This window comes from Actinoplanes sp. NPDC049316, from assembly GCF_040677315.1.
Classification (GTDB): domain Bacteria; phylum Actinomycetota; class Actinomycetes; order Mycobacteriales; family Micromonosporaceae; genus Actinoplanes.
Genome location: NZ_JBFAQM010000005.1, coordinates 1 through 24,294 on the forward strand (window position 1 = coordinate 1; position 24,294 = coordinate 24,294).

At 71.5% G+C, this 24,294-nt stretch carries 21 protein-coding genes and 1 pseudogene; 13 read left to right on the forward strand and 9 right to left on the reverse strand.

The window, feature by feature from the left end; all coding sequences use genetic code 11:
• Positions 1–214 precede the first annotated feature (214 nt).
• A pseudogene (locus tag AB0K03_RS09370) lies at positions 215–457 on the reverse strand (helix-turn-helix transcriptional regulator); the annotation flags it as partial.
• 197 nt (positions 458–654) lie between these two features.
• Here AB0K03_RS09370 and rho point away from each other — a divergent pair.
• Entirely contained in the window at positions 655–1,770 is a 1,116-nt protein-coding gene (rho, locus tag AB0K03_RS09375; protein WP_364682469.1) for a transcription termination factor Rho, read from the forward strand.
• Between the two features lie 7 nt (positions 1,771–1,777).
• Here the strand turns inward: rho and AB0K03_RS09380 are convergent, their stop codons facing one another.
• Positions 1,778–2,578, reverse strand: coding sequence for a L,D-transpeptidase family protein (locus tag AB0K03_RS09380; RefSeq protein ID WP_364682471.1), 801 nt, complete (start codon positions 2,576–2,578; stop codon positions 1,778–1,780).
• Between the two features lie 180 nt (positions 2,579–2,758).
• On the opposite strand from AB0K03_RS09380, the gene AB0K03_RS09385 reads away from it, so the two are divergent.
• Both AB0K03_RS09385 and AB0K03_RS09390 read left to right on the forward strand, forming a co-directional pair.
• Positions 2,759–3,391, forward strand: a complete 633-nt coding sequence (locus AB0K03_RS09385) for a CGNR zinc finger domain-containing protein (RefSeq protein WP_364682473.1) — start codon at positions 2,759–2,761, stop codon at positions 3,389–3,391.
• Positions 3,392–3,551: 160 nt separating this feature from the next.
• Positions 3,552–4,385, forward strand: a complete 834-nt coding sequence (locus tag AB0K03_RS09390) for a zf-HC2 domain-containing protein (protein WP_364682475.1) — start codon at positions 3,552–3,554, stop codon at positions 4,383–4,385.
• A gap of 10 nt (positions 4,386–4,395) precedes the next feature.
• Here the strand turns inward: AB0K03_RS09390 and AB0K03_RS09395 are convergent, their stop codons facing one another.
• The 3 genes from AB0K03_RS09395 to AB0K03_RS09405 form a co-directional block, all read right to left on the reverse strand.
• Entirely contained in the window at positions 4,396–4,629 is a 234-nt protein-coding gene (locus AB0K03_RS09395) for a hypothetical protein (protein WP_364682477.1), read from the reverse strand.
• Positions 4,630–4,693: 64 nt separating this feature from the next.
• Entirely contained in the window at positions 4,694–5,134 is a 441-nt protein-coding gene (gene mscL, locus AB0K03_RS09400) for a large conductance mechanosensitive channel protein MscL (RefSeq protein WP_364683049.1), read from the reverse strand.
• Positions 5,135–5,249: 115 nt separating this feature from the next.
• Positions 5,250–5,603, reverse strand: coding sequence for an anti-sigma factor antagonist (locus tag AB0K03_RS09405; RefSeq protein ID WP_106126981.1), 354 nt, complete (start codon positions 5,601–5,603; stop codon positions 5,250–5,252).
• A gap of 188 nt (positions 5,604–5,791) precedes the next feature.
• Here AB0K03_RS09405 and AB0K03_RS09410 point away from each other — a divergent pair, with 188 nt between their 5' ends.
• Genes AB0K03_RS09410 through AB0K03_RS09435 form a run of 6 tightly spaced genes read left to right on the forward strand, consistent with a single transcriptional unit; the run spans position 5,792 to position 11,383 of the window.
• Positions 5,792–6,658 carry an STAS domain-containing protein gene (locus tag AB0K03_RS09410; RefSeq protein ID WP_364682478.1) on the forward strand — a complete coding sequence of 289 codons (867 nt, stop codon included), beginning with the start codon at positions 5,792–5,794 and terminating at the stop codon, positions 6,656–6,658.
• Positions 6,659–6,662: 4 nt separating this feature from the next.
• Complete coding sequence (locus AB0K03_RS09415) at positions 6,663–7,076, forward strand: STAS domain-containing protein (RefSeq protein WP_364682480.1); 414 nt, start codon at positions 6,663–6,665, stop codon at positions 7,074–7,076.
• Positions 7,073–7,480, forward strand: a complete 408-nt coding sequence (locus tag AB0K03_RS09420; RefSeq protein ID WP_364682482.1) for an ATP-binding protein — start codon at positions 7,073–7,075, stop codon at positions 7,478–7,480. The genes AB0K03_RS09415 and AB0K03_RS09420 overlap by 4 nt, the downstream gene beginning before the upstream one ends.
• Positions 7,477–8,508, forward strand: coding sequence for a SpoIIE family protein phosphatase (locus tag AB0K03_RS09425; protein WP_364682484.1), 1,032 nt, complete (start codon positions 7,477–7,479; stop codon positions 8,506–8,508). The genes AB0K03_RS09420 and AB0K03_RS09425 overlap by 4 nt, the downstream gene beginning before the upstream one ends.
• Before the next feature lie 14 nt (positions 8,509–8,522).
• The gene (locus tag AB0K03_RS09430; protein ID WP_364682486.1) at positions 8,523–9,848 is read left to right on the forward strand and encodes a sensor histidine kinase; all 1,326 of its coding nucleotides are present in this window, start codon (positions 8,523–8,525) and stop codon (positions 9,846–9,848) included.
• Positions 9,845–11,383, forward strand: a complete 1,539-nt coding sequence (locus AB0K03_RS09435; protein WP_364682487.1) for a fused response regulator/phosphatase — start codon at positions 9,845–9,847, stop codon at positions 11,381–11,383. The genes AB0K03_RS09430 and AB0K03_RS09435 overlap by 4 nt, the downstream gene beginning before the upstream one ends.
• 43 nt (positions 11,384–11,426) lie before the next feature.
• On the opposite strand, the gene AB0K03_RS09440 is transcribed toward AB0K03_RS09435, so the two are convergent.
• Entirely contained in the window at positions 11,427–13,514 is a 2,088-nt protein-coding gene (locus AB0K03_RS09440; RefSeq protein WP_364682489.1) for a S9 family peptidase, read from the reverse strand.
• Between the two features lie 149 nt (positions 13,515–13,663).
• Here AB0K03_RS09440 and AB0K03_RS09445 point away from each other — a divergent pair, with 149 nt between their 5' ends.
• Positions 13,664–14,890, forward strand: coding sequence for an FAD-binding oxidoreductase (locus AB0K03_RS09445; RefSeq protein ID WP_364682491.1), 1,227 nt, complete (start codon positions 13,664–13,666; stop codon positions 14,888–14,890).
• A gap of 18 nt (positions 14,891–14,908) precedes the next feature.
• Here AB0K03_RS09445 and AB0K03_RS09450 read toward each other — a convergent pair whose 3' ends face one another.
• Positions 14,909–15,523 (reverse strand): dihydrofolate reductase family protein, encoded by a 615-nt coding sequence (locus tag AB0K03_RS09450; RefSeq protein ID WP_364682493.1) that lies wholly within the window; start codon positions 15,521–15,523, stop codon positions 14,909–14,911.
• A gap of 158 nt (positions 15,524–15,681) precedes the next feature.
• Here AB0K03_RS09450 and AB0K03_RS09455 point away from each other — a divergent pair, with 158 nt between their 5' ends.
• Positions 15,682–16,875: a serine hydrolase domain-containing protein gene (locus tag AB0K03_RS09455; RefSeq protein WP_364682495.1), complete on the forward strand. Its 1,194-nt coding sequence runs from the start codon at positions 15,682–15,684 to the stop codon at positions 16,873–16,875.
• Positions 16,876–16,880: 5 nt separating this feature from the next.
• On the opposite strand, the gene AB0K03_RS09460 is transcribed toward AB0K03_RS09455, so the two are convergent.
• Entirely contained in the window at positions 16,881–18,872 is a 1,992-nt protein-coding gene (locus tag AB0K03_RS09460) for a SpoIIE family protein phosphatase (protein ID WP_364682497.1), read from the reverse strand.
• Positions 18,873–19,003: 131 nt separating this feature from the next.
• Here AB0K03_RS09460 and AB0K03_RS09465 point away from each other — a divergent pair, with 131 nt between their 5' ends.
• Both AB0K03_RS09465 and AB0K03_RS09470 read left to right on the forward strand, forming a co-directional pair.
• Positions 19,004–23,407: a HAMP domain-containing protein gene (locus tag AB0K03_RS09465; protein ID WP_364682499.1), complete on the forward strand. Its 4,404-nt coding sequence runs from the start codon at positions 19,004–19,006 to the stop codon at positions 23,405–23,407.
• Positions 23,400–23,948, forward strand: coding sequence for a response regulator (locus AB0K03_RS09470; RefSeq protein WP_199512307.1), 549 nt, complete (start codon positions 23,400–23,402; stop codon positions 23,946–23,948). The genes AB0K03_RS09465 and AB0K03_RS09470 overlap by 8 nt, the downstream gene beginning before the upstream one ends.
• A gap of 12 nt (positions 23,949–23,960) precedes the next feature.
• Here AB0K03_RS09470 and AB0K03_RS09475 read toward each other — a convergent pair whose 3' ends face one another.
• Positions 23,961–24,293, reverse strand: coding sequence for an STAS domain-containing protein (locus tag AB0K03_RS09475; protein WP_364682501.1), 333 nt, complete (start codon positions 24,291–24,293; stop codon positions 23,961–23,963).
• Position 24,294 lies beyond the last annotated feature (1 nt).

The window sequence follows — 24,294 nt, forward strand, 5'->3', positions numbered from 1 at the left end:
CCACGGTTCGGGGTAGGACGTCGCAATCCACACCGAACCCGAAGGCCCTCACCTTTTACAAGATCTTCCCGTCACCAACGTCCGTGGTCAGTACACCTAGCGGTCCGACATGGACGTCAGGTGACGATCAGCCGACCAAGGTGCGCACCTTCGCGTCGGCCGTCCAGGCGGCGAGCCACTCGGTGGCCTGCAGGTTCGCCGTGTGGAAGAGGCGGGGGGCGGGGGTGTCGCGCCGCAGCTCACGGCGTACCTCGTCGAGGAGGTCGGCCAAGGGCAGGTCGAGCGCCCGGCAGATCGCGGCGAGGATCTCCGACGAGGGCTCCTTGGTGCCGCGTTCCACCTCCGACAGGTACGGCAGCGACACCCCGGCCGCCTCCGCCACGTCGCGCAGGGTCCGGCCCTGGCGGCGGCGTACCTCGCGAAGGACCGCTCCGATCATCCGGCGCAGCAGGGCCATGGCCGTCTCCTCGACGCTCGACGAATCGCCGGTCTCCATCCTGCCCGATGGCCGCCGGGCCGCGGGAGTGCTACCTTTGCCTCAGCCGCGCCCTGGATGCCGGTGGCCCATGCCGCCCCCAGAGGTTCGAGATCGGCTCTTTCTCTTCCCTCCGCGCCTCATTCGACGCGCGTCCATTCTCCCTTTGGAGTACGCCCATGACGGACAATTCGGGCATCGGCACACCTGTCGACGCCATCCTCGACATCGTCGGCGACGGCGCCTGGCTGCGCGCCGACGGCTACCTCCCCGGGCCGGGGGACATCCCGGTCTCCCTCGACCAGGTGCGCCGGCTCGGCCTGCGCCGCGGCGACCGGGTCACCGGGGTCGCCCGTACCGGCGGACGCAAGACCGCCGCGCTGCAGGTCGACACGGTCAACGGCGGCAAGCCGGGCCGCCGGCCCGCCTTCTACGACCTCACCGCGCTCTACCCGCAGGAACGCCTGCGGCTGGAGACCGAACCGCACATCCTCACCACCCGCGTCATCGACCTGGTCATGCCGATCGGCAAGGGGCAGCGCGCCCTCGTCGTGGCCCCGCCCAAGGCGGGCAAGACCATGGTGCTGGCGCAGATCGCCAACGCGATCGCCCGCAACAACCCCGAGGCCCACCTGATGCTGCTGCTGGTCGACGAGCGGCCCGAAGAGGTCACCGACCTGCGGCGCTCGGTCGACGGCGAGGTCATCGCCGCCACGTTCGACCGGCCGCCGCACGAGCACGCCGCGGTCGCCGAGCTCGCCATCGAACGCGCCAAGCGCCTCGTCGAGCTCGGGCACGACGTGGTGGTCCTGCTCGACTCGCTCACCCGGCTGGGGCGGGCGTACAACCTGCTGGCGCCGGGGCGGGGCCGTACGCTCTCCGGCGGCCTCGACTCCAGCGCCCTGCAGCCGCCCAAGCGCTTCCTCGGCGCCGCCCGCAACATCGAGAACGGCGGCTCGCTCACCATCATCGCCAGCGCGCTGGTCGACACCGGTTCGGCCCTCGACACGGTCATCTTCGAGGAGTTCAAGAGCACCGGCAACGCCGAGCTGCGGCTGGACCGCTCGCTCGCGGAGGCCCGCATCTTCCCCGCGATCGACCTCGCCGGCTCCAGCACCCGGCACGACGAGAACCTCCAGGCCCCCGCCGAGCTGGCGATCGCGGCCCAGGTCCGCCGCGCCCTCAACGGCCAGGGTCGCGACGGCATGCGGCAGCTGCTCGTCCAGCTGCGCGGCACGGCGTCGAACGCCGAGTTCCTGCGTCAGGTGGCGCGGACGCTCGCCGTGGCCGCCTGATCCCGGCTCAGTACACCCACACCTTCGTCTTCAGCGGGATCTTGTCGTTGGTCCACAGGTAGTTCATCGCCGAGATCGACAGCCGCGCGCAACCGTGCGAAGCCGGGTACGGCGGCACGCTGTTCGCCCCGTGCACCGCAATGCCCCCGTTGAAGTACTTCGGACGCCACAACAGCCCCAGCGGCGCGTTGCGCCAGCCGTCGATCTGCCGGGAGACCCGGAACTTGCCGCTCGGAGTGTCGGCCAGATACGTCCGCCCCTCCTGCTCGTAGTGCTGGTTCGAGCCTGTGGACGTGTTGAAGACCTCGGTCACCTCACCGTCGGTCACGAGCATCAGCAGCTGCCGCTTCTTGTTGATCTCGATGACCCGGCCGCTGGTGCTCTTCGCCTCGGGGCGTACGCCTCGGTCGAGGGCCTTCTGGGTCTTGGGACCCACCACGCCGTCGCGGCCCAGCCCGGCCGCCTTCTGCAGCGCGAACACCGCCTGCTGGGTCTGCGAGCCGAAATTGCCGTCCGGCTTGCCGTTCCAGTAGCCGAGCTCCGTCAGGCGCCTCTGCAGGGCGACCACCTTCTCGCCCTTCGCGCCCGACTTGAGCTTCTGCGGCTTGGGCGCCGGCGCGGTGGTCGGCGTCTCCGACGGTGATGCGGACGCCGACGGGGAGGCCGTCGGGGCGTCCGACGGCGACGTGGCGGGGGTGGCGGTCGCGGAGGGCGCCGGCGCGGCCTCGTTCGCGCCGCCGGTGTCGCATCCGGTGGCCAGGGCGGCCGCGGTCACCAAAGCCGCGGCGGCGGTCAGAGCTCTGCGCACCACTTACACCTCATTGTCCGATACTCACACGCGAGAGATGTTCATGCTGCCGTAAGCCGTCAAGCCTGTCATGATCAACGCGGGGTCAGGGGCCGAACGCGCAGCGTACGACGGATGCGCCCGGTGCGCTCAGGCGTGTGGCGGATGCTCGCGTGAAAAAGAATCAAGTACTCTTCGCCTATGTCATGGAAGGCAAGTGCCCGGCACGGCGTACGCGAGGCGCCTGCCGGCCTCGCCCTTCTGCAGGACTTCGTCAACACCCGGGCGACCATGTCGTACGCCCCGGACCTGCTCGCCACGCCCGACGACGCCCAGCGCTGGCTGACCGACGCCCTGGCCACCTGGTCGCGGGTGGCCGGCCTCCCCGCCCCCGTGCTGCTGCTCTCCTCGACCGACCTGCGCTCGCTGCGCCGGCTGCGGAGCACCTTCGAGGGCGTGATCCTGGCGGCCGGCGGACGCCACCCCAACCCGGACGGCGCGCTGCCCCCGGCGGACGTGCCGGTCAGCCTGGTCCCCGACGCCGACGGCTGGGTCCGCATGGTTCCCGCCGGCCGCGGCACCCGCTGGCTCGCGTCGGCGCTGTGGTCCGAGGCGCTCCTCGCCCAGCAGGCCGGGCTGTGGCCGCGGCTGAAGCTGTGCAACAACGTCGAGTGCCGTGCGGCGTTCTTCGACACCTCCCGCAACAACAGCGGGGTCTGGCACGACGTCAGCACCTGCGGCAACACGGCCAACCTGCGGGCGTTCCGGGAACGGCGGCGGCTGATGGGCGGCACCGGCGACCAGGACGGCCGCGCCCGGCACGACCTGCGCTGAGGCGCCGGCCCGCCGGCGTCCGGGTCGCCGGCGTCCGGGCCGCGGGGCGTCGGTCCGCCGGCGTCCAGGCCGCGGCCTGCATTGACGTGCCGGCCGCCGCGGGCCGGAGTCGCTCTGCTCTCGTGGGAACCAGCGGCCGTCTCCGCGCGACTATGGGTGCATGGCGTGTGAACCGTGGCGCGAGCTGATATCGGCGCAACTGGACGGCGAGGACGATCCGGCCGACCGGGCCCGGGTCGAGGAGCACCTGGCCGGATGCGGCGGGTGCCGGGAGTGGCTCGACCGGGCGGCGGCGGTCAACCGGCTGACGCGTACGGGGCTCGCCGCGGACGTGCCCGACCTCAGCGCCGCCATCCTCGCGGCCCTTCCCGCTCCGGCTCCGGCCCGCCGTGGCATCTGGCGGGAGTGGTTCGCGATCACGCGGGCCGAGCCCGGTGGCGGGCGCCGGGCCGGCGGATGCGTCCGGCTGGGCGCGGTCCTGTACGTCGCCCTCGCCGCGGTCGGCGCCGTGCAGCTCATCCTCGGGCTGGCCCAGGTCGGCGGCGGCAGCGGCAGCCTGCACGTGCACGCCGGGCTGGACGCGACCCCCGGCCACCTGTGGCACGAGTCGGCGGCCTGGAACGTGGCGGTCGGGGCGGGCTACCTGTTCATCGCGCTGCGCCGCAGCCGGCCGACGGGGCTCGTGCCGATGCTGAGCGCCTTCGTCGGGATGCTCCTGCTGCTGTCGGTCAACGACCTGTCCGCGGCGCGGGTCGACGGGACGCGGCTGGTCAGCCACGGTTTCGTGATCCTGGGCTATCTGCTCGTCGTGGCGCTGTCGCGGGTCGCCGCGGGCTCCGCCGAGCCGCCGGGGGACCGGGCCGGCGTGGGCGCCGCCTGGCATCTGGTGCAGGGCGAGCCCGATGAGCCGGCCCGGCCGGCTCGGTTGCGCCTGCTGCCGGGTGGCCCGGTCACGGCCCGGCACGCACCGGGAGACGAACGCCGGGCCGCCTGAGATCGCACGGTCAGCGTTCGCGAGGGCGGACGGAGAGCTCACGCCACTCGTCCGGGCCGGTCAGGAGCGCGCGGACCATGTCCAGCGCGGCGTCCTCGCTGTCGTACTCGAAGAAGTGGGAGACACCGTCAGCGCCGCCCGCGCGCTGTTCCACGTACCACTGGTCGCCGCTCGTCCGCAGGTAGACGTCCTTGCGTGCGACGCGTCCCCATCTGCCGTTCCACCAGTGCTTACGCTGCTCCATCCCGGCACTGTATCGAACATCTGTTCGAACAGTGCCGGGTGGGTTGATCTTTTCCGGCCGAACCTCAGCGGGGCGGTTCCTGACCCCGGCGGCCCAGGATGTCGTCGACCGCGCCGGGGGCGACCTGCTGGCGGACCAGGGCGTCGCGGATCTCGGTGAGCAGCTTGACCTCCTCGCTGGGGGCCTCCGGCGGCGGCTCCTCGCCGCGCTTGCGCCGCTCGGCGAGCCGGTTCAGCGGGTAGACCACGAGGAAGTACAGCACCGCGGCGGTCAGCAGGAACGTGATCAACGCGTTGATGAAGCCGGGAATGTCGAACGGCACGCCACGGATCTCCGGCTTGCCGGCATTGACGCCCGTGCCCCCACCCATGAGCTGGATCAGCGGCTTGAGGAAGGCGTTGGTGAAGGCGGTGACCACGGCGGTGAAGGCAGCGCCGATGACGATGCCGACCGCGAGGTCGACGACGTTGCCCCGCATGATGAAGTCTTTGAAGCCTTTGAACATCGAACTCACGAGCACTCCTGCGATGAGGGCCGAGGGGGATTCGATCGCAGCGTTTGCCCGCGACCGGTCGGCGACAAACTACGCCGATCGGCCCATCTGGAGGAAGCGGGCGCGCTCAGTCGAGCGCAGGCTCCTCGGCCGTCACGGCCTCGTCCACCGTCGGGTACGTGTGCAGCACCTCGACCAGCCCGGACACCTCGAGGATGCGCAGCACCCCGCGCTGGGGAGCCGCCAGCCGCACCACGCCGCCCGCGTCGTCGGTGCTGTTCTTGGCACGGACGAACACGGAGAGCCCGGTGGAGTCGCAGAACGAGACCTCGGCCAGGTCGAAGACCAGCCGGGTGCGGCCCTTCTCCAGCAGGTCGCTGATCTGGTCCTGCAGCTGGGGCGCGGTGGCCATGTCGAGCTCGCCCGCCACCGACACGACGACCACGTCGCCGCGCTGCTCGGTTTGTACCGTCAGGGACATTCAGGACCTCCCAGTTATGGGCAGAACGTTACTCCACGCTGCGCGGTGTCCGCAGAACGGGGAGGCGTGCTGACCACGGGATATTAGTTGGCCGACAGCAAGTATGAACCGGTCCCGATGGTAAAGTCCGGCGCGGTTGACCGCGACCTGCGGCGGCCATGACCCGGCCGAGGTCACAGGAGGCACCGGTGGCGCTGAGTTCGGACCAGAGCAGTCGGTTCGCCGACTTGCTCAAGGGGCACGAGGACGCGATCGTCGCGTTCTGGACGGACGCGGTGGCCGCCTCCCTGCGGGGCCGGTTGAGCCACGCCGAGCTGCACCGGCAGACCTCCGAGCTGCAGCGGGGCTTCCAGAGCGCGTTCGGCGGCGGCGCCCAGGACGTGGGCGACGAGGCGGCGGCCGAGCTGCGGGCCCAGCTCAGCGAGCTCTCCAGCGCCCGGGCCCGGCAGGGCTTCACCGCGACCGAGACCGCGATCAGCGTCTTCACGCTCAAGGACGCGGTGCTGCACGTGCTGGACCAGGGCGAGGGCACGGACGCCGCGGCCCTGCGCGAGTACGTGGCCTTCTCGGCGTTCGTCGACCGTGCCGGCCTCTTCACGTTCGACAGCTACGCGCGGGCGCGCGAGGAGCTCATCGCCGACCAGGCTGAGCAGCTGCTCGAGCTCTCCACCCCGGTGGTGAAGCTGTGGGAGGGCGTCGTCGCGGTGCCGCTGGTCGGCACGCTCGACTCGGCCCGCGCCCAGGTCGTCATGGAGCGGCTGCTCGAGACGCTCGTGGAGACCGGCTCGCCGTACGCGATCATCGACATCACCGGCGTCCCCGCGGTGGACACCCAGGTCGCGCAGCACATCCTCAAGACCGTCGTCGCCGCGCGGCTCATGGGTGCAGACTGCATCATCTCCGGCATCCGGCCCCAGATCGCCCAGACGATCGTGGCGCTGGGCATCGAGTTCGGCGACATCGCCACCAAGTCGAGCCTCGCCGACGCCCTGCGGCACGTGCTGCGCCTGACCGGTGACAAGGTCGCGCAGAAGCCGCTGCGCCGGGAAGGCTGAGCCGATGGAACGCGTGCCGGTCCTGAAGATCGGCGACATTCTCCTGGTGTCCATCCAGATCGACATGGAGGACCAGGTCGCGCTGCAGCTGCAGGAGGACCTCGCCGACCGGATCGTGGCGACCGGCTGCCACGGCGTGATCATCGACATCAGCGCGCTGGACATCGTCGACTCCTTCGTCGGCCGCACGCTGGCCACCATCGCCTCCATCTCCCGCGTCCTGGACGCCGAGACGGTCGTGGTGGGCATGCGGCCCGCGGTCGCGATCACGCTGGTCGAGCTCGGATTGTCGCTGCCGGGGATCCGTACGGCGCTCAACGTCGACCTCGGCATGGAGCTGCTGGCGGCCGCGCGGGCCGAGCGCGAGGACGACACCGGCCACGAGGACACCGACGAGCCGGCGGTCACCACCCCATGACCGGCGGGGCCGCGGAGCGGATAGCGGTCGCCACCGACCAGGACGTCGTCCGGGTCCGTCAGCTCGTCCGTACGGTCGCCGTGGCGGTGAAGCTGTCCCTGGTCGACCAGACGAAGCTGGTCACCGCCGCCAGCGAGCTGGCACGCAATACGCTGGTCTACGGCGGCGGCGGAACCGTCGAGGTGTCCCGGGTCGACAACGGCCGCCGGTCCGGCATCCGCATCGTCTTCGCCGACAAGGGCCCGGGCATCGCGGACCTCGACCTGGCGCTCACCGACGGCTACACCACCGGCGGGGGCCTCGGGCTCGGTCTCAGCGGCGCCCGTCGCCTGGTCGACGAGTTCGACATCGAGACCGCGGTCGGCGAGGGTACGACGATCAGCGTGACCAAGTGGTGCCGATGAGCGGAGGAACGGTGGCTTCGCTACCCGAGGGGCTTCTCGAGGGAGGCCTCTGGTTCCGGGTGGAGGCCTCCAGTGCGGCTGCCGCCGTACGCCGCTCCGCGGAGCGCCTCGCGGTCGAGCTCGGCATGCCGGAGCGCCGGATCGCCGACCTGTCCATCGTCGTGTCGGAGGCCGCGGGCAACCTCGTCAAGCACGCCGACGAGGGCGTGATCCTGCTGCGTCCGGTCCGTGCGGGCACCGAGGCCGGCGTCGAGATCGTGCTCATCGACAAGGGCCCCGGCATGGCCGACCTGCTGCGCTCCTTCGGCGACGGGCACTCGACCGCCGGTACGCTGGGCATCGGGCTCGGGGCGATCGTGCGCCAGGCCGGGTGGTGCGACGTGCACTCGGTGCCGGGCAAGGGCACCGTGCTCGCCGCCCAGGTGTGGCCCACCGCACCGCCGGCGCCGGTGTGGGCCGCGGGTCTGACCCGGCCGCTCACGGGCGAGCCGGTCAGCGGGGACGGTTTCGCCGTACGCCAGGCCGGTGCGCGCCGGCAGGTCCTCGTCTGCGACGGTCTCGGGCACGGGCGGCTCGCGCACGCGGCCACACAGGAGGCCGTACGCGTCTTCGGCGGGCTGACGGAGATGCCGCCGGCTGCGGTCGTCGACGCTCTGCACCGTACGCTCGGACACACCCGCGGGGCCGCGCTCGCCGTCGCCGAGCTGGACCAGCAGGCGGGTCTGGTCCGCTACGCGGGCCTGGGCAACATCTCCGGGACGATCATCGCCGGGGACGGCGGCCGGCGCGGCATGGTGTCGCTGCCCGGCATCGCCGGGCATCAGCGCCGGCAGATCCGCGAGTACGACTATCCGCTGCCGCCCGGCGCCGTGGTGCTCATGCACACCGACGGGGTCGTGGACCGCTGGAAAGCGACCGACTACCCCGGCCTGCTCGGCCGCTCGCCGCAGGTCATCGCGGCCACCGTCCTGCGCGACGCCGGCACCCGCCGCGACGACGCCGGCGTGCTCGTGGCGCGGTTGCCGTGAGGGACGAGCCGCTGATGCGGACGCGGATCCGGGTGGAGCAGGACGTCTTCACGGTCCGCCAGATCGGCCGCGAGGTGGCGCGGGAGGTCGGGCTCGAGTCGCAGGACCAGACCCGGCTCGCCACGGCGCTCAGCGAGGTGGGCCGGTTGCTCGTCGCCGCGGGCCGCGACGCGGACGTGGTGTTCACAGCGGCGCTCGCCGGGGTACCCACCCTTTTCGTAGAGATGGCTCACCCGGTGCCGGGCGACAGCGTGCAGCTCAGCGCGCAGCTGACCCAGGTGGGCCGCCTGGTCGACACTTTGGAGGTAGGGGAAGGTGAAACCGGTACGGTCGTGCGGATGTCCCGACGTCTGCCGCCGAGCTCACCGGCTTTGATCCCCGGCCGTATGGACGAGATTCGCGACCGCCTGTCCGGCCACGTGCCGGGCACCCCGCTCGACGAGCTGACGGTGCAGAACCAGCAGCTCATCGCCGCGCTGGACGAAGTACGGGCCCAGCGCGACGACCTCGCGCGGCTCAACGCGGAGCTGGAGGAGACCAACCGCGGCGTGATGGCGCTGTACCACCAGCTCTCCGACGAGTTGGAGGAGACGAACCGCGGCGTGGTGGCGCTCTACGCCGAGCTCGACGAGAAGTCGGTGCAGCTGCGCGCCGCCAGCGAGGCGAAGAGCCGGTTCCTGGCCAACGTCAGCCACGAGCTGCGCGCCCCGGTCACCGCCATCATCGGGCTGGGCCGGCTGCTCGCCGACGAGTCCTCGGACAAGCTGACCGACGAGCAGGCCCGGCAGGTGGAGCTGATCCGGTCCTCCGCCGCCGACCTGCTGTCACTCGTCAACGACCTGCTGGACCTCGCCAAGGCCGAGGCGGGCCGGATCGAGCCGACGTGGTCCGATGTGGACCTGAAGGCGATGTTCGGTCAGCTCCGCGGCACCCTGCGCCCGCTCGCTACGCGTCCCGAGGTGGACTTCATCGTGGACGAGCCGGCGGTGCCCCTGCTGCGCTCCGACGAGGTCCTCCTCGCGCAGATCCTGCGCAACCTGCTCACCAACGCCCTCAAGTTCACCGCCACGGGCTCCGTACGGCTCGGCGTGGAACGGGTCGGCGGCGACGTCGAGTTCACGGTCGCCGACACCGGCACCGGCATCCCGCCCGAGCTGCACGAACGCATCTTCGAGGAGTTCTACCAGGTGCCCGGCAGCCAGGCGCTGAGTGGCAAGGGCACCGGGCTGGGCCTGCCGTACGCCCGCCGGCTCGTCGGCATCCTCGGCGGGGCGCTGCGGGTGACGTCCGTGCCCGGCGAGGGCAGCACGTTCGTCGTCTCGCTGCCGGTGTCGCCATGACCCCGGCCACCGTCCTGGTGGTCGACGACAGCGCCACCAAGAGATACCTGCTGGTGAGCTGGCTGACCCGGGCCGGGTTCACGGTGGTGGAGGCGGAGACCGGAGGCGCCGCCCTGGCGATGCTCAGCGAGGCTGACGTCGACCTGGTCGTGCTCGACGTCAAGCTGCCCGACATGAGCGGTTTCGAGGTCTGCGAGCGGATCAAGACCGACCCCGAGTACGGCGTCCTGCCCGTCATCCACGTCTCGGCGCACGCGGTGGACGTGGTCGACCGTACGCAGGGCCTGAACCGGGGTGCGGACGCGTACCTGGTCGAACCGATCGAGCCCGACGAGCTGATCGCGACGTCGCAGGCGGTGCTGCGCTACTACCGCGCCCGGCAGCGCGCCGAGCTCCTCGCCGCCCGCATGATCCGGCTCGCCGAGACCACGCTGGCGATCAACTCGGCGTCGACGCTGGTCGGGCTGCTGCAGGCGGCCGCGGACGGCGCGTACGCGATCTTCGGCGGCCCGATCGTGGTGGTCGCGGAGACCTCCGAGGGTGAAGGGCTGGCCGCGGTCGCGACCGGCCGGCCCAGCGCGGTGCGACCCTGGACCGTCGAACACCACGAGACGGCGGTGGGTTCGACCATCCGTACGGACGAGCCGTCCGCCTGGAGCCTCGTCGACTGGCCCGAGGGCGAATCCGTGGCGGTGGCCTCGGCCCGGCTCCGCAGCGACCGCACCCCCGTCTACGTGGCCGTTCCCGCCAGTTCGCAGAGCCCCGGCTTCCCCGTGCTGCGCCAGCTCTCCCAGGCCGTCGCGGCGGCTGTCGAGGCCCAGCGCTCGTACGACGAGGAACACCGCATCGCGGTCACCCTGCAACGCAGCCTCCTGCAGTCCCGCCTGCCCGACGTGCCCGGCCTCGAACTGGCGGTCCGCTACGAACCCGCCGGCGCCCAGACCGAGGTGGGCGGCGACTTCTACGAGCTGACCATGCTCGACGGCCGCCTCCTCGTGGCGATCGGCGACGTGGCCGGCCACTCCCTGCACGCGGCCACGGTCATGGCCGAGCTCCGGCACGCGGTCCGCGCGTACGCGGTGGAGGGCCACCCGCCGGGAGCGGTCATCGACCTGGTCAACCGCTTCATGCGTACGGTCCTGCCGGCCGAGTCGGCGACGCTCTGCCTGCTCACCCTCGAACCGGCCTCGGGCCGCATCCGCATGGCCAGCGCCGGCCACCTGCCGCCGCTGCTGCACGTGGCGGGCACGGGAGCCCGCTTCCTGGCGCCGCGCGGCCCGCTGCTCGGCATCAACGCGCCCCGCCCGGAGGACCTGGAGTTCGTCCTCCCGCCGGGCGGCACCCTGGTGCTCTACACGGACGGCCTCATCGAACGCCGCGAGGCCGACATCGACGTGGGGCTGACGGCGCTGGCGGAGTGCGTGTCCGAGGTCGAGCCGAGCCTGGACGCGTTCTGCCAGCGGCTGCTGGTCCGGCTGGCGGGCGCGGGCGAACAGGCCGACGACATCGCGGTGGTGGCGCTGCGCCGTACGTGACACGAAAGGCCCGGCCGAACGGCCGGGCCTTTCCAATGTTGCGTCAGGCGAGGCCGGCCGTGTCCAGGATCCAGGCGGTCACGAACGCCTCTTCCTTCCAGGAGTCGTAGCGGCCGCTCGGGCCGCCGTGCCCCGCGCCCATCTCGGTCTTCAGCAGGTACGAGCCGTCCGGCGCCGTCGCGCGCAGGCGGGCGATCCACTTGGCCGGCTCGTGGTACAGCACGCGGGTGTCGTTGAGGCTGGTCACCGCCAGGATTCTGGGGTACGCCTGCTTCGTGACGTTCTCGTACGGGCTGTACGACTTCATGTACGTGTACACGTCCGCGTTCTCGAGCGGGTTGCCCCACTCCTCCCATTCCGTGACCGTCAGCGGGAGGGACGGGTCCAGGATGGACGTCAGCGGGTCCACGAAGGGTACCTGGGCGACGATGCCGGCGAAGGCGTCCGGGGCGAGGTTGGCGATCGCGCCCATGAGCAGGCCGCCTGCCGAGCCGCCGCGGGCGACGATGCGGTCCGCGCTGGTCCACGACGAGGAGACCAGGGCGCGGGCGCAGGCCACGAAGTCGGTGAAGGTGTTCTTCTTGGCCAGCATCTTGCCGTTCTCGTACCAGCGCCGGCCCATCTCGCCGCCGCCGCGGACGTGCGCGATGGCGTAGACCATGCCGCGGTCCAGCAGGGAGAGGCGGGCGATCGAGAAGTACGGGTCCATGCTGACCTCGTACGAGCCGTAGCCGTACAGCAGCAGCGGCGCCGTGCCGTTGCGGGGGGTGCCCTTGCGCGCCACGATCGAGATCGGGACCTTGGTGCCGTCGTCGGCGAGCGCCCACTCGCGGAACTGTTCGTACGCGTCCGGGTCGAAGTCGCCGAGCACCGGCTTGCGCTTGCGCAGCACCATCGCGCGGGTGATCAGGTCCACGTCGTACACCGAATCCGGGGTGACCATCGACGTGTAGCTGATCCGGACGATGTTGGTGTCGTACTCGGGGTTGCCGGCCAGGCCGACGCTGTAGAGCGGCTCGGGGAACTCCATGTCGTACGTGCCGGTGCTGCCGTCGGCCAGCACGCGCAGGCCGGTGAGGCCGTCGCGGCGCAGCGAGATCACGACGTGGCGCTGGAACGCGTCGACCGACTCGAGGCGGGTGCCGGGGGTGTGCGGGATCAGCTGGACCCATTCGCCGGGGTTGTCCACCGAGGTGGAGGCGATCGCGAAGTCCTCGGCGTTCTCGTTGTGCAGGATGAGGAAGCGGTGGCCGTGGTGCTCCACCGAATACTCGACGCCCTGGACGCGTTCGCGGATCACGGCGGGCTCGGCTGTCGGGTTGTCCGCCGCGATGACCCGTACCTCAGAAGTGATCTTGCTGTTGGCGTCGATCACGATGAACTTCTCGCTGCGGCTCAGCTCGACGCCCACCCAGAACCGCTCGTCGGCCTCCTCGTAGACGATCACGTCGTCGGACGCGGGCCGCCCGACGGTGTGCCGCCACACCCGGTGCGGCCGCCACGCGTCGTCGACGGTGATGTAGAAGAGCGTGGAGCCGTCGGCGGACCAGGCGCTGCCGTAGAACGTGCCGGGCACCTCGTCGGCCAGCGTCTCGCCGGTCCGCAGATCCTTGACCTTCAGCGTGAAGCGTTCGTCGCCGTCGAAGTCCACCGAGTACGCCAGCCGGGTGCCGTCGGGCGTGACGTCGAACGTGCCCAGCGCGAAGAAATTCTTGCCCTCGGCGAGCTCGTTGCCGTCCAGCAGCACCTCCTCGCCGGGCAGCGGGGCGCCGTCGCCGGTGGCCGGCGGGGTCACGTCGCCCGGGGCGGCCGCGACGCGGCAGTGGATGCCGTACTGCTTGCCCTCGACCGTCCGCGTGTAGTACCAGTAACCGCCCTTGCGCTGCGGCACCGAGAGGTCGGTCTCCTGGGTGCGGCGCTTGATCTCCTCGAAGATCGTGTTCTGCAGCCCCTCGAGGTGCGCGGTCGCCCGTTTGGTCCAGGCGTTCTCCGCCTCCAGGTAGGCGATCGTGTCCGGGTTCTCCTTCTCGGCGAGCCAGGCGAACTCGTCGGTGACCGTGTCGCCGTGGAAGGTGCGCTCGCTGGGCACCTGGCGCACCGCGGGCGGGGTCGTGGGCATGTCGGTCGTCACGCTTGTCCACGTTACCGGTCGGTTGTCGATCATCGCTGGCACCGGCATGCACGCGTCTCCCCGGAGCATTCGAACATGTGTACGATGTGCCAGAGTGGACGATCTCCAAGAGCAATCGATGTTCGGGACACCGGAGCGGGGGAGTGGCGATGGGGACGGGACTTCCCGCGCGTGAGCCGCTGCTGCGAGCGCTGGTGGACATCTGCGGGCCCGGCTTCGCGCGGACCGCCGGGCCGTCCGACCGGGTGGCCGGGCACCTGGCCAGCTTCGTCGCGGCACCCGCGACGACCGCCGCGGTCGCGGACACCATGCGCCTGGCCGCGGAGCGCGGCCTGGCCGTCATCCCGCGCGGCTCCGGATCCAAACTCGATTGGGGTACGCCGCCGCCGGGCGTGGACCTGCTGCTGGACACGGGCCGCCTGGACGGCATCTGGCACCACGACGCCGAGGCGGGAACGGCGGAGATCGGCACCGGCACGCCCGTCCGGGCCCTCCAGGCGGCGCTCGCCCTGCGCGGGCAACGTGTGGCGGTGGACCCGCCCTCCGCGGCGGCGACGCTCGGTGGCGTGCTCGCCGTCAACGAGACCGGCCCGTTGCGCTACCGCTTCGGCACGGCCGCCGCCCAGGTCGTCAGCGTCGCGTACGTGACCAGGGACGGCGAGGCCGCCACCTCCGACGGCGAGGACGGCCGGCCGGGCATCGCCGAGATCGACGGGGTGATCCTGTCGGCGCGGGTCCGCCTGGAGCCGCTGCCGGCGGCGCGGCGCTGGGTGTCGGTGCCGGTCGCGACGCCGCGCGACGTCCACGACCTGGTCGCCGAGACGCTGGCCCGCACCGTCGGCCCGAGCGCCGTCGAGGTGGACCTGCCCGCCGGGGCCGAGCCCGCCGCGGCCGGGACGGATCCGCCGGCGCGCCTGCGCGTGGTGCCGGCACCCGGTTCGGCGAGCACGGTCCGCGGAACGCTCGCGGTCCTGCTCGAGGGCGACCCGGCCGACGTGGCGCAGCGGGCCGCCGATCTGGAGAAGAGCCTCGGCGACGACGCGACCACCTCGCCCCTGGCCCCGGGCTGGTGGGGCCGCTACCCGTTCGGCCCGGCCGACGTGGCCCTGCGGATAGCGGTGCCGGCGGGCGACCTGCAGGCCGCGGTGTACGCGCTGCGCGACGTGACCGGGATGCCGGTGCCGATCCGTGGTTCGGCGGGCCGCGGTGTCGTGCACGCGGTCCTGCCCGGGTCGCTCGGCGCGGAGCGGGTCGAAGGCATCCTGGACGCGGTGCGCGGGGTGCTGCTGGCCCGCGGCGGTCGCTGCGTGGCCATAGCAGCGCCTCGGGAGATCAGCGAGGAGATCGACATGGCGGCCCGCCAGGACCTTTTCTAGCCGGCCCGGCCGGGTGGGTCAGGTGTGGGCGGGTGAGCGGCGCAGGACGTCGGCGGCCATGTGGCGGCCCAGGTCGGCGAGCATGCCCACCGCGTACGTGAGGTAGGCGAACTGGCCCATCTGGGCGACGTTCGTCAGCGCCAGCTGCTGGGAGGAGAGCCGGCGCGGCAGCACCGGGGTGCCGGCGCCCAGCATCACCGGGGCGACCGCGAGGATGATCTCGTCGAGCAGGCCCGCGTCCGAGAACTCGGCCACCAGGTCGCCGCCGCCGGCCAGCCACACGTTGCGGCCCTGCGCGGCGACCGTCATGGCCTCGTGGACCCGGTGTACGTCGCCGCTGACCATGAAGATGTTGGCATCGGGCACCAGCGGCAGCTCCCGGTGGGTGAACACCCAGCAGGGGATGTCGCCGTACATGTCGTGCCAGTTCTGGGGTTCCTCGATCACGTTGTCGTTCCTGAGGATCCATTCGTACGTGGTGGCGCCCATCGCGAACGCGCCGATGTTGGCGAAGAACGCGCCGAAGGGGTTGTCGGTGCCCTCGTCGACCTCGAACAGCCACTCGAGGGAGTCGTCCAGGTCGGCGGTGAAGCCGTCGATGCTGGTCGCCGTGTAGTACTGAGTCGTCGCCACGACAAACACCATGCCACGACGCAGCCGACAAAAAGGTCGGATCGGTCAGGCTGGTAGTGCCTGCTGTACCGGCGCCGGGCACTTGGCGGGATCGTCGGCGGGCGCCGCCTCTCGAAGGATGGACGTGTCCAGCCCATCCGGCTCATCGAGGAGCGAGCATGTCGCACACCGCCGTACCCACCCGCCGCCGTACGTTCTCGATCGCGGGCGGCGCGCTGGCCGTTCTCACCGCCGGCGCCGCCCTCGCCGCGCCGTCCGCCTTCGCGGGCACCGCGGACACGTCGCACCGCGGCCGCACCGACGTCGTGCAGCAGCAGATCAACCGGCTGGTCAGCGAGGACGGCTTCCCCGGCGTCCTGGCCTCGGTACGCGGCGCCGGCGGACGGGTCCGCGACTACACCGCCGGCGTGGGCGACCTCGAGACCCACCGGCCGGTCCCCCGGGACGGCCGCGTACGCATCGGCAGCAACACGAAGACCTTCACCGCCGTGGTCGCGATGCAGCTCGTGGGCGAGGGCCGCATCGATCTGAACGCCACCGTGGAGCACTACCTGCCCGGGGTGGTACGCGGCAAGGGCAACGACGGCAGCAAGATCACCGTGCACCAGCTGCTGCAGCAGACGAGCGGCCTGCCGGACTACGACGACGTCGTCTTCACCAAGCCGCAGGATCTCGTGGACAAGAGCCACTCCTACTTCGAGCCGCGCCGGCTCGTGGACGCCGCGCTCACCCAGCCGCCGCGCTTCGCTCCCGGCACGAAGTGGGAGTACAGCAACACGAACTACATCCTCGCGGGACTGATCGTCGAGCGGGTCACCGAGCGGCCCATCGGTGAGGAGATCACCCGGCGGATCATCCAGCCGCTGGGTCTGCGGGACACGTACTGGCCGGGCGTGGGTGAGCAGAGCCTGCGCGGCCGGCACCCGCAGGGCTATGTCGCGGTCGAGCCCGGCGCGCCCTGGGTGGACGTCACGCGGATGGACCCGTCGCTGGGCTGGTCGGCCGGTCAGCTGGTGGCCAGTCCCGGTGATCTGCGGACGTTCTTCGAGGCGCTGGCCGGCGGCAGGCTGCTCAAGCCCGCGCAGCAGGCGGCCATGATGAAGACCGTCCCGGCGCCCGGCTTCGAGCCGACCGGCGACTGGGAGTACGGCCTCGGCATCGCCCGGCACGCGCTGCCCTGCGGCGGGTACGCCTGGGGCCACGGCGGCGACATCCAGGGCTTCGAGACGCGCAACCTCGTCACGACGGACGGCCGCAGCGCCGTGGTCGCGGTGACCGGCCTGCCCACCACCGAGAAGATGGTCGCCGACGTCTCGGACAGCGTCGACGCCGCGCTCTGCGCCAAGCCGTAGGAGGGTCAGGCGTCGTTGCGCAGGACGAGGATGGCGATGTCGTCGCGCGGCTCCTCGACGGAGAAGTTGATCGTCGTCGAGCGCAGCCGCGCGGCCATCACGTCCGCCGGATAGCCGGCCAGCGGTGCCGCCGCCTGCCGCAGCCGGTCCGTGCCGAACAGCTCGCGGCCGCGCCGGCGCTCGGTCACGCCGTCGGTGTAGAAGATCAGGGAGTCGCCGGGGCTCAGCACGACGGCGACGTCCGGCGACGAGATGCTCTCCAGCAGGCCCAGCGCCGTGCCGCCCTCGCCCACGAACGCGGTCCGGCCGTCGGCGTGCACGAGCACCGCGCGGTCGTGGCCGGCCAGGTGCAGGCAGACGTGCAGGTCGGTGCCGTCGCGGGTCACCGAGGCCATGGCCAGCGTGCAGTAGCGGCCGCCGCCGCGCTGGACGAGCGTGCGGTTGACCCGGCAGAGGACCTCCGTCATCGGCTTGCCGTCGTCGACGAGGATGCGGATCACGTCGCGTACCAGGCCGGTCACGGTCGCGGCCTGCACGCCCTTGCCGGAGACGTCGCCGACCACCACGATCCAGCCGTCGCCCGTCGGGACCACGTCGTAGAAGTCGCCGCCGACCTCGGAGCCGGTGGGCACGTACTCGGCTGCGAAGCCCACGCCCTCGACGTGGGGCAGGGCCGGTGGCAGCAGCGAGGCCTGCAGCGTCCGGGCGACCTTGTGCCGCTCGTCGTGGATGCGCGCGTTGTCGATCGCCAGGGCGGCCCGGCGCGCCACGTCCTCCAGGACCGCGACCTCGTCCACGTCGTGCCGGTGCCGCACGTGGCGGCCCACGGCCAGGGTGCCGAGCCGCTGGCCCCGCGCGACCAGGGGCACCGCGAAGCCTTCGGACGGCGTACCGAACATGACCTGCTGGCCGAGGCGGGACGCCTCCTCGAGCCGGGCCAGGATCGAATCGGGGCCGGTCTCCGACAGCGTGCCGTAGAGCTGGGACACCGCGGACTCGTCGGCGTGGGTGGCGGCGGCGAGCTGCAGGCGGCCCCACGAGTCGGTGGTGTGCACCGCGCACCACTGGCCCAGCCGCGGCACCACCAGCTGCGGGATCAGCGCCATCGTCAGGTTCACGTCGAGGGACTGGGCGAGCAGCTCGCTGGCCTCGGCGAGGAACGTCAGCCAGGTCTGGCGCCGCAGGTCCGTGCGCCGCAGCCGGTCGTTCTCCAGGTGCAGCGACAGCCGCTCGGCGACGAGCGTGGCGAGCGGCAGCGCGTAGCCCTCGGGGGAGGCGTCGAGCTCGAGCTCACCCGCCCACGGCCGCTGCACCGACAGCGGCACCCGGATCGTGGCCGCGTTGTCGCGCGGGGGCCGGCCGTGCCGGGCGAGCAGTTGCCGTCCGCCGCCGTCGCCGCGGTCGAGCCGCAGGACTCCGCCGGTGGCGCCGGTCAGCCGGGCCAGGCGGGCGATCAGGTCGGTGGCGAACTCGGCGAGCGTCTCCTCGCTCGGGCGCTCGGCGTCGCTCTGCAGCAGCGCGGTGAGCTCGCCGACGGTCGGGGCGGCGTCGCCCTCCAGCACCGGCAGCGCGGCCGGGGAGACGGTGCCCGCCCGGCTCTCGAGCCGAAACCACACGCCCTTGCCGGTGCCCTCGTGCACCGTGCCCCAGCGGCTGGCGAAATGGTCGACGAGCAGGAGTCCGCGACCACGCTCCGCAACCTCGCCGATCTCCGACTTCTCGTTGCGCGGGCCGACCGCGAGCTCCTCGACCGGGCCCGGGGCGAAGTCGGTGACCGTGACGGTCAGCCCGCCCGGATCGGCGGCGACCTCCATGTCGAGCTCGGTGCCGGCGTGCACCACGGCGTTGGTGGACAGCTCCGTGGTCAGCAGCAACGCCTCGTTGACGAGCGCGTCGAGGCCGGTCTCCTCCAGCACCGAGCGGACGAGCGCGCGGGCGGCGGCGGGCGTACGCCGGTCGTTGGGCAGCCGGACGCGGCGCACCAGAGCGCCCGTCATGCGTCCTGTCTCCACCGGCACCAGTGCATCCTCTCCTGCCGACGGGCGGTTGCACAAAGCCACATCTCGCAATGACCCGCCCGGGCGAGGGATGATGGGACGCCCTGCCCTGGACAGCGAGTGAGGACAGCATGACTGCGGCGAAGGAAGCCGGCCCCGGCGTGGCTGAGGAGACCGTGCTGCTCGGCGAGCTCGCGGAGGCGCTGCGCCGGGTGCGCAACGGCGACCTGAAGGTCCGCCTGGCGCGCCGGAGCGGGACGTTCGGCGAGCTCGTGGACGCGTTCAACGAGGTGGTGACGCTGCAGGAGCGGCAGAACCTGGACGTGCGGCGGATCAGCCGTACGGTCGGCCGCGAGGGCCGGCTCACCGAGCGCCTCGACGAGGAGGGGCTGGACGGGGCCTGGGCCGACAGCGTCCGCTCGGTCAACTCGCTGATCGACGACCTGGCCCGGCCGACCACCGAGATCTCCCGCGTCATCGTCGCGGTGGCCGAGGGCGACCTCTCCCAGCACATGGCGCTGGAGATGGACGGGCGCCCGTTGCGCGGCGAGTTCCTGCGCATCGGCCGCACGGTGAACACGATGGTGGACCAGCTGTCGTCGTTCGCCAGCGAGGTCACGCGCGTGGCCCGCGAGGTGGGCACCGAGGGTGAGCTGGGCGGCCAGGCGGACGTCCGGGGCGTCGCCGGCACCTGGAAGGACCTCACCGACTCCGTCAACACGATGGCCTCCAACCTGACCCACCAGGTGCGCTCGATCTCGCAGGTGGCGACGGCCATGGCCCGCGGCGACCTGTCGCAGAAGATCACGGTGTCGGCCCGTGGCGAGGTGGCCGAGCTGGCGGACACGATGAACGGCGTGACCGACACCCTGCGCCTGTTCGCCGAGCAGGTCACCCGGGTGGCGCGCGAGGTGGGCACGGAGGGCAAGCTCGGCGGCCAGGCGGATGTGCCGAACGTGGCCGGCACCTGGAAGGACCTCACCGACTCGGTGAACTCCATGGCCTCCAACCTGACCAGCCAGGTGCGCAACATCGCCCAGGTCTCCACCGCGGTGGCGAAGGGCGACCTGTCGCAGAAGATCACGGTCGCGGCCCAGGGCGAGATCCTGGAGCTCAAGGACACCGTGAACACGATGGTGGACCAGCTGTCGTCGTTCGCCGACGAGGTGACGCGGGTGGCCCGCGAGGTGGGCACCGAGGGCCGGCTGGGCGGTCAGGCGCAGGTCCGCGGCGTCTCCGGCACCTGGCGCGACCTGACGGAGAACGTCAACCAGCTCGCCGCCAACCTCACCGACCAGGTGCGCAACATCTCCCAGGTCTCGACCGCGGTGGCCAAGGGTGACCTGTCGCAGAAGATCACGGTCGACGCCCGCGGCGAGATCGCGCAGCTCAAGAACACGATGAACACGATGGTGGACCAGCTGTCGTCGTTCGCCGACGAGGTGACGCGGGTGGCCCGCGAGGTGGGCTCGGAGGGCAAGCTCGGCGGTCAGGCGCAGGTCAAGGGCGTCTCCGGGACGTGGCGGGACCTGACCGACAATGTGAACTACATGGCGTCCAACCTGACGAGCCAGGTGCGCAACATCGCCTCGGTCACGACCGCGGTGGCCAAGGGTGACCTGTCGCAGAAGATCACGGTCGACGCCCGCGGCGAGATCCTCGAGCTGAAGTCGACGGTCAACACGATGGTGGACCAGCTGTCGTCGTTCGCCGACGAGGTGACCCGGGTGGCCCGCGAGGTGGGCACCGAGGGCAAGCTCGGCGGCCAGGCCCAGGTCCGCGGCGTGGCCGGCACCTGGCGGGACCTGACCGACAACGTCAACTCGATGGCCTCCAACCTGACCGCCCAGGTCCGCAACATCGCGCAGGTCTCCACCGCGGTCGCCCGCGGTGACCTGTCGCAGAAGATCACGGTCGACGCGCAGGGCGAGATCCTCGAGCTGAAGTCGACCGTGAACACGATGGTGGACCAGCTGTCGTCGTTCGCCGACGAGGTGACCCGCGTGGCCCGCGAGGTGGGCTCGGAGGGCAAGCTCGGCGGCCAGGCGCAGGTGCCCGGCGTGGCCGGCACGTGGCGGGACCTGACCGACAACGTCAACTACATGGCCTCCAACCTGACGGCCCAGGTGCGCAACATCGCCTCGGTCACGACCGCGGTGGCGAAGGGTGACCTGTCGCAGAAGATCACGGTCGACGCCCGCGGCGAGATCCTCGAGCTCAAGGACACCGTCAACACGATGGTCGACCAGCTGTCCTCGTTCGCCAACGAGGTCACCCGGGTCGGCCGCGAGGTCGGCATCGAGGGCAAGCTCGGCGGTCAGGCCCAGGTCAAGGGCGTCTCGGGAACCTGGCGCGACCTCACCGACAACGTGAACCAGCTCGCCTCGACGCTCACCACGCAGCTGCGCGCGATCGCCGAGGTGTCCACGGCGGTGACCCGCGGCGACCTGACGCAGAGCATCGCCGTCGAGGCCCAGGGCGAGGTCGCGGAGCTCAAGGACAACATCAACCAGATGATCGTGACCCTGCGCGAGACCACCAAGGCGAACGCCGAGCAGGGCTGGCTGGACTCCAACCTCGCCCGCATCGGCGGTCTGCTGCAGGGCCAGCGCGACCTCGGCGAGGTCTGCCGCATGATCATGACTGAGGTGACGCCGCTGGTGGAGGCGCAGCTCGGCGCGTTCTTCCTCATGGACAACGAGGAAGCGGTGATGCGCCTGCGGCTGGCCGCCTCGTACGGCTACGTCGCGCGCACCAACGAGGTCACGTTCGGCCCCGGCGAGGGCCTGGTCGGCCAGGCGGCGGTCTCCCGGCGCACGATCCGGGTGCGGGCCACCCACGACGGCGTCCTGACGATGCGCTCGGGCCTCATGGCGATGCCCCCGAACGACCTGGTCGTGCTGCCGGTGCTGTTCGAGGGCGAGATGCTCGGTGTGATCGAGTTCGCGTCGGTCGCCGCGTTCTCCGGGCTGCACCTGACCTTCCTCGAGCGCCTGGTGGCGACGATCGGCATCGCGCTCAACACCATTCAGGCCAACCGGCGTACGGAGGAGCTGCTCGCCCAGTCGCAGCGGCTGGCCCGCGAGATGCAGGACCAGTCGGCGGAGCTGCAGCGCACCAACGCCGAGCTCGAGGACAAGGCCCAGCTGCTGAGCGAGCAGAAGGGCAACATCGAGATCAAGAACCGCGAGATCGAGCTGGCCCGCCTCGGGCTGGAGGAGAAGGCGCAGCAGCTGTCGCGGGCGTCGGCGTACAAGACGGAGTTCCTGGCCAACATGAGCCACGAGCTGCGTACGCCGCTCAACTCGCTGTTGCTGCTGGCCCGCCTGCTCGCGGAGAACCCGGAGAAGAACCTCTCCGAGAAGCAGATCGAGTTCGCCCGTACGATCCACAGCGCCGGCTCGGACCTGCTGTCGCTGATCGACGACATCCTGGACCTCAGCAAGATCGAGGCGGGGCGCATGGACGTCGAACCCGACCAGGTCGACTTCGACGAGATCCGCTCGTACGTCGAGCAGGCCTTCATCCCGCAGGCCGAGGACAAGGGCCTCGACTTCCGGGTCGACGTGTCGCCCGACCTGCCCGACTCGATCGTCACGGACACCCAGCGCCTGCAGCAGATCCTGCGCAACCTGCTGTCGAACGCGGTCAAGTTCACCGACCGCGGCTCGGTCACGCTGAGCATCTTCCCGGCGTCCCCGGGCACCGGCTTCGACCTGCCGTCGCTGACCTCGGCGGATCAGGTGGTGGCGTTCGCGGTCTCCGACACCGGCATCGGCATCTCCGACGAGAAGCTCAACCTCATCTTCGAGGCGTTCCAGCAGGCCGACGGCACCACCAGCCGCAAATACGGCGGCACCGGCCTGGGTCTGTCGATCAGCCGGGAGTTCGCCGCGCTGCTCGGCGGCACGATCGTGGTCTCCTCGGCGCCGGGCGAGGGCTCCACCTTCACCCTCTACGTGCCGGACGTGCTGGTCCGCGACTCCGTCCCGGTCCCCGCGCTGCCGCAGGTCGCGGTGGAGCAGAGCGGGCCGCCGCGGACCTCGTCGATGTCGTCGCTGGACATGCCGCTGCTCGCCCAGCCGGCCGAGGCCGAGCCGCACACGGTCACCCCGGCCAGCCGGCAGCTCGACGGCGCCACGGTGCTGATCATCGACGACGACGTCCGTAACGTGTTCGCCTTGACCAGCGCCCTCGAGATGCACGGGCTGAACGTGCTCTACTCGGACAACGGCGTGGACGGCGTACGGCTGCTGGCTGAGCACCCCGAGGTCGACATCGTGCTGATGGACGCGATGATGCCGGACCAGGACGGGTACGAGACGACCCGGGGGATCCGCCGCAATCAGCGCTTCCGCGACCTACCGGTAGTGTTCCTGACGGCGAAGGCGATGCCCGGTGACCGCGAGTCGGCGCTGGCCGCGGGTGCCAGTGACTACATCACGAAGCCCGTGGACCTGGACCAGCTCATCGAGCTGATGGCTCGCTGGGTGAACGCGTCCGAGACCTCGGGGACGGAGAGTGAGCGTGGCTGAGCGCGCCAAGGCTCTGCTGGTCGACGACCGGCGCGACAACCTGGTCGCGCTGGAGGCGATCCTGCAGGGGCTGCCCGTGCAGGCGGTGGCGGTGGAGAGCGGCGAGGCGGCGCTGAAGCAGCTGCTCGTCGACGACTTCGCCGTGATCCTGCTGGACGCGCAGATGCCGAACATGGACGGCTTCGAGACGGCGAGCCACATCAAGCGCCGCGAGCGGACCCGGCACGTGCCGATCCTCTTCCTCACCGCGGCCGACCGCGACGCCCAGCTCGCCCTGCGCGGGTACGCGGTCGGCGCGGTGGACTACCTCACGAAGCCGTTCGACCCGTGGGTGCTGCGCGCCAAGGTGTCCATCTTCGTGGAGCTGTGGACCAAGACGCAGCAGCTCAAGGCCCAGGCCGAGGCGGCCCGCGAGCGCGACGCACAGTGGCAGCGGCTCACCGACCTGGTGGACGAGGCGGCCCGCTCGCTGCGCGCCGGCGGCGAGGGCGCGGCCGCGGAAGCCCTGGAACTGCTGGAGAAGGCCCGCTGGGGAACCTGAGCCCGGCGGGCCTCAGGCCGTGGAGGAGATCATCAGGGCCGAGCGTAGCCCGGTGATGTCCAGCACCCGCATCAGGAAGTCGCCGACGTTGGCCAGCGCGAGGACCGCGCGGGCGTGCTGGGCCTTACGGCTGAGCACCACCAGCGTGCCGAGGCCCTGCGAGTCGCAGAACGTCACCCCCGCCATGTCGAGCACGATGCGGGCCGGCGGCTCCGGGTCCTGCAGCACCTCGTTCACCATCGCGGACAGGTTCGTCACCGTGAGCACGTCGATCTCACCGGCGAGGTGGAAGACGACCTCGTCGGTGGCGCGCTCAACCGCGATGGACAGCTCCGGTCGCTCCACC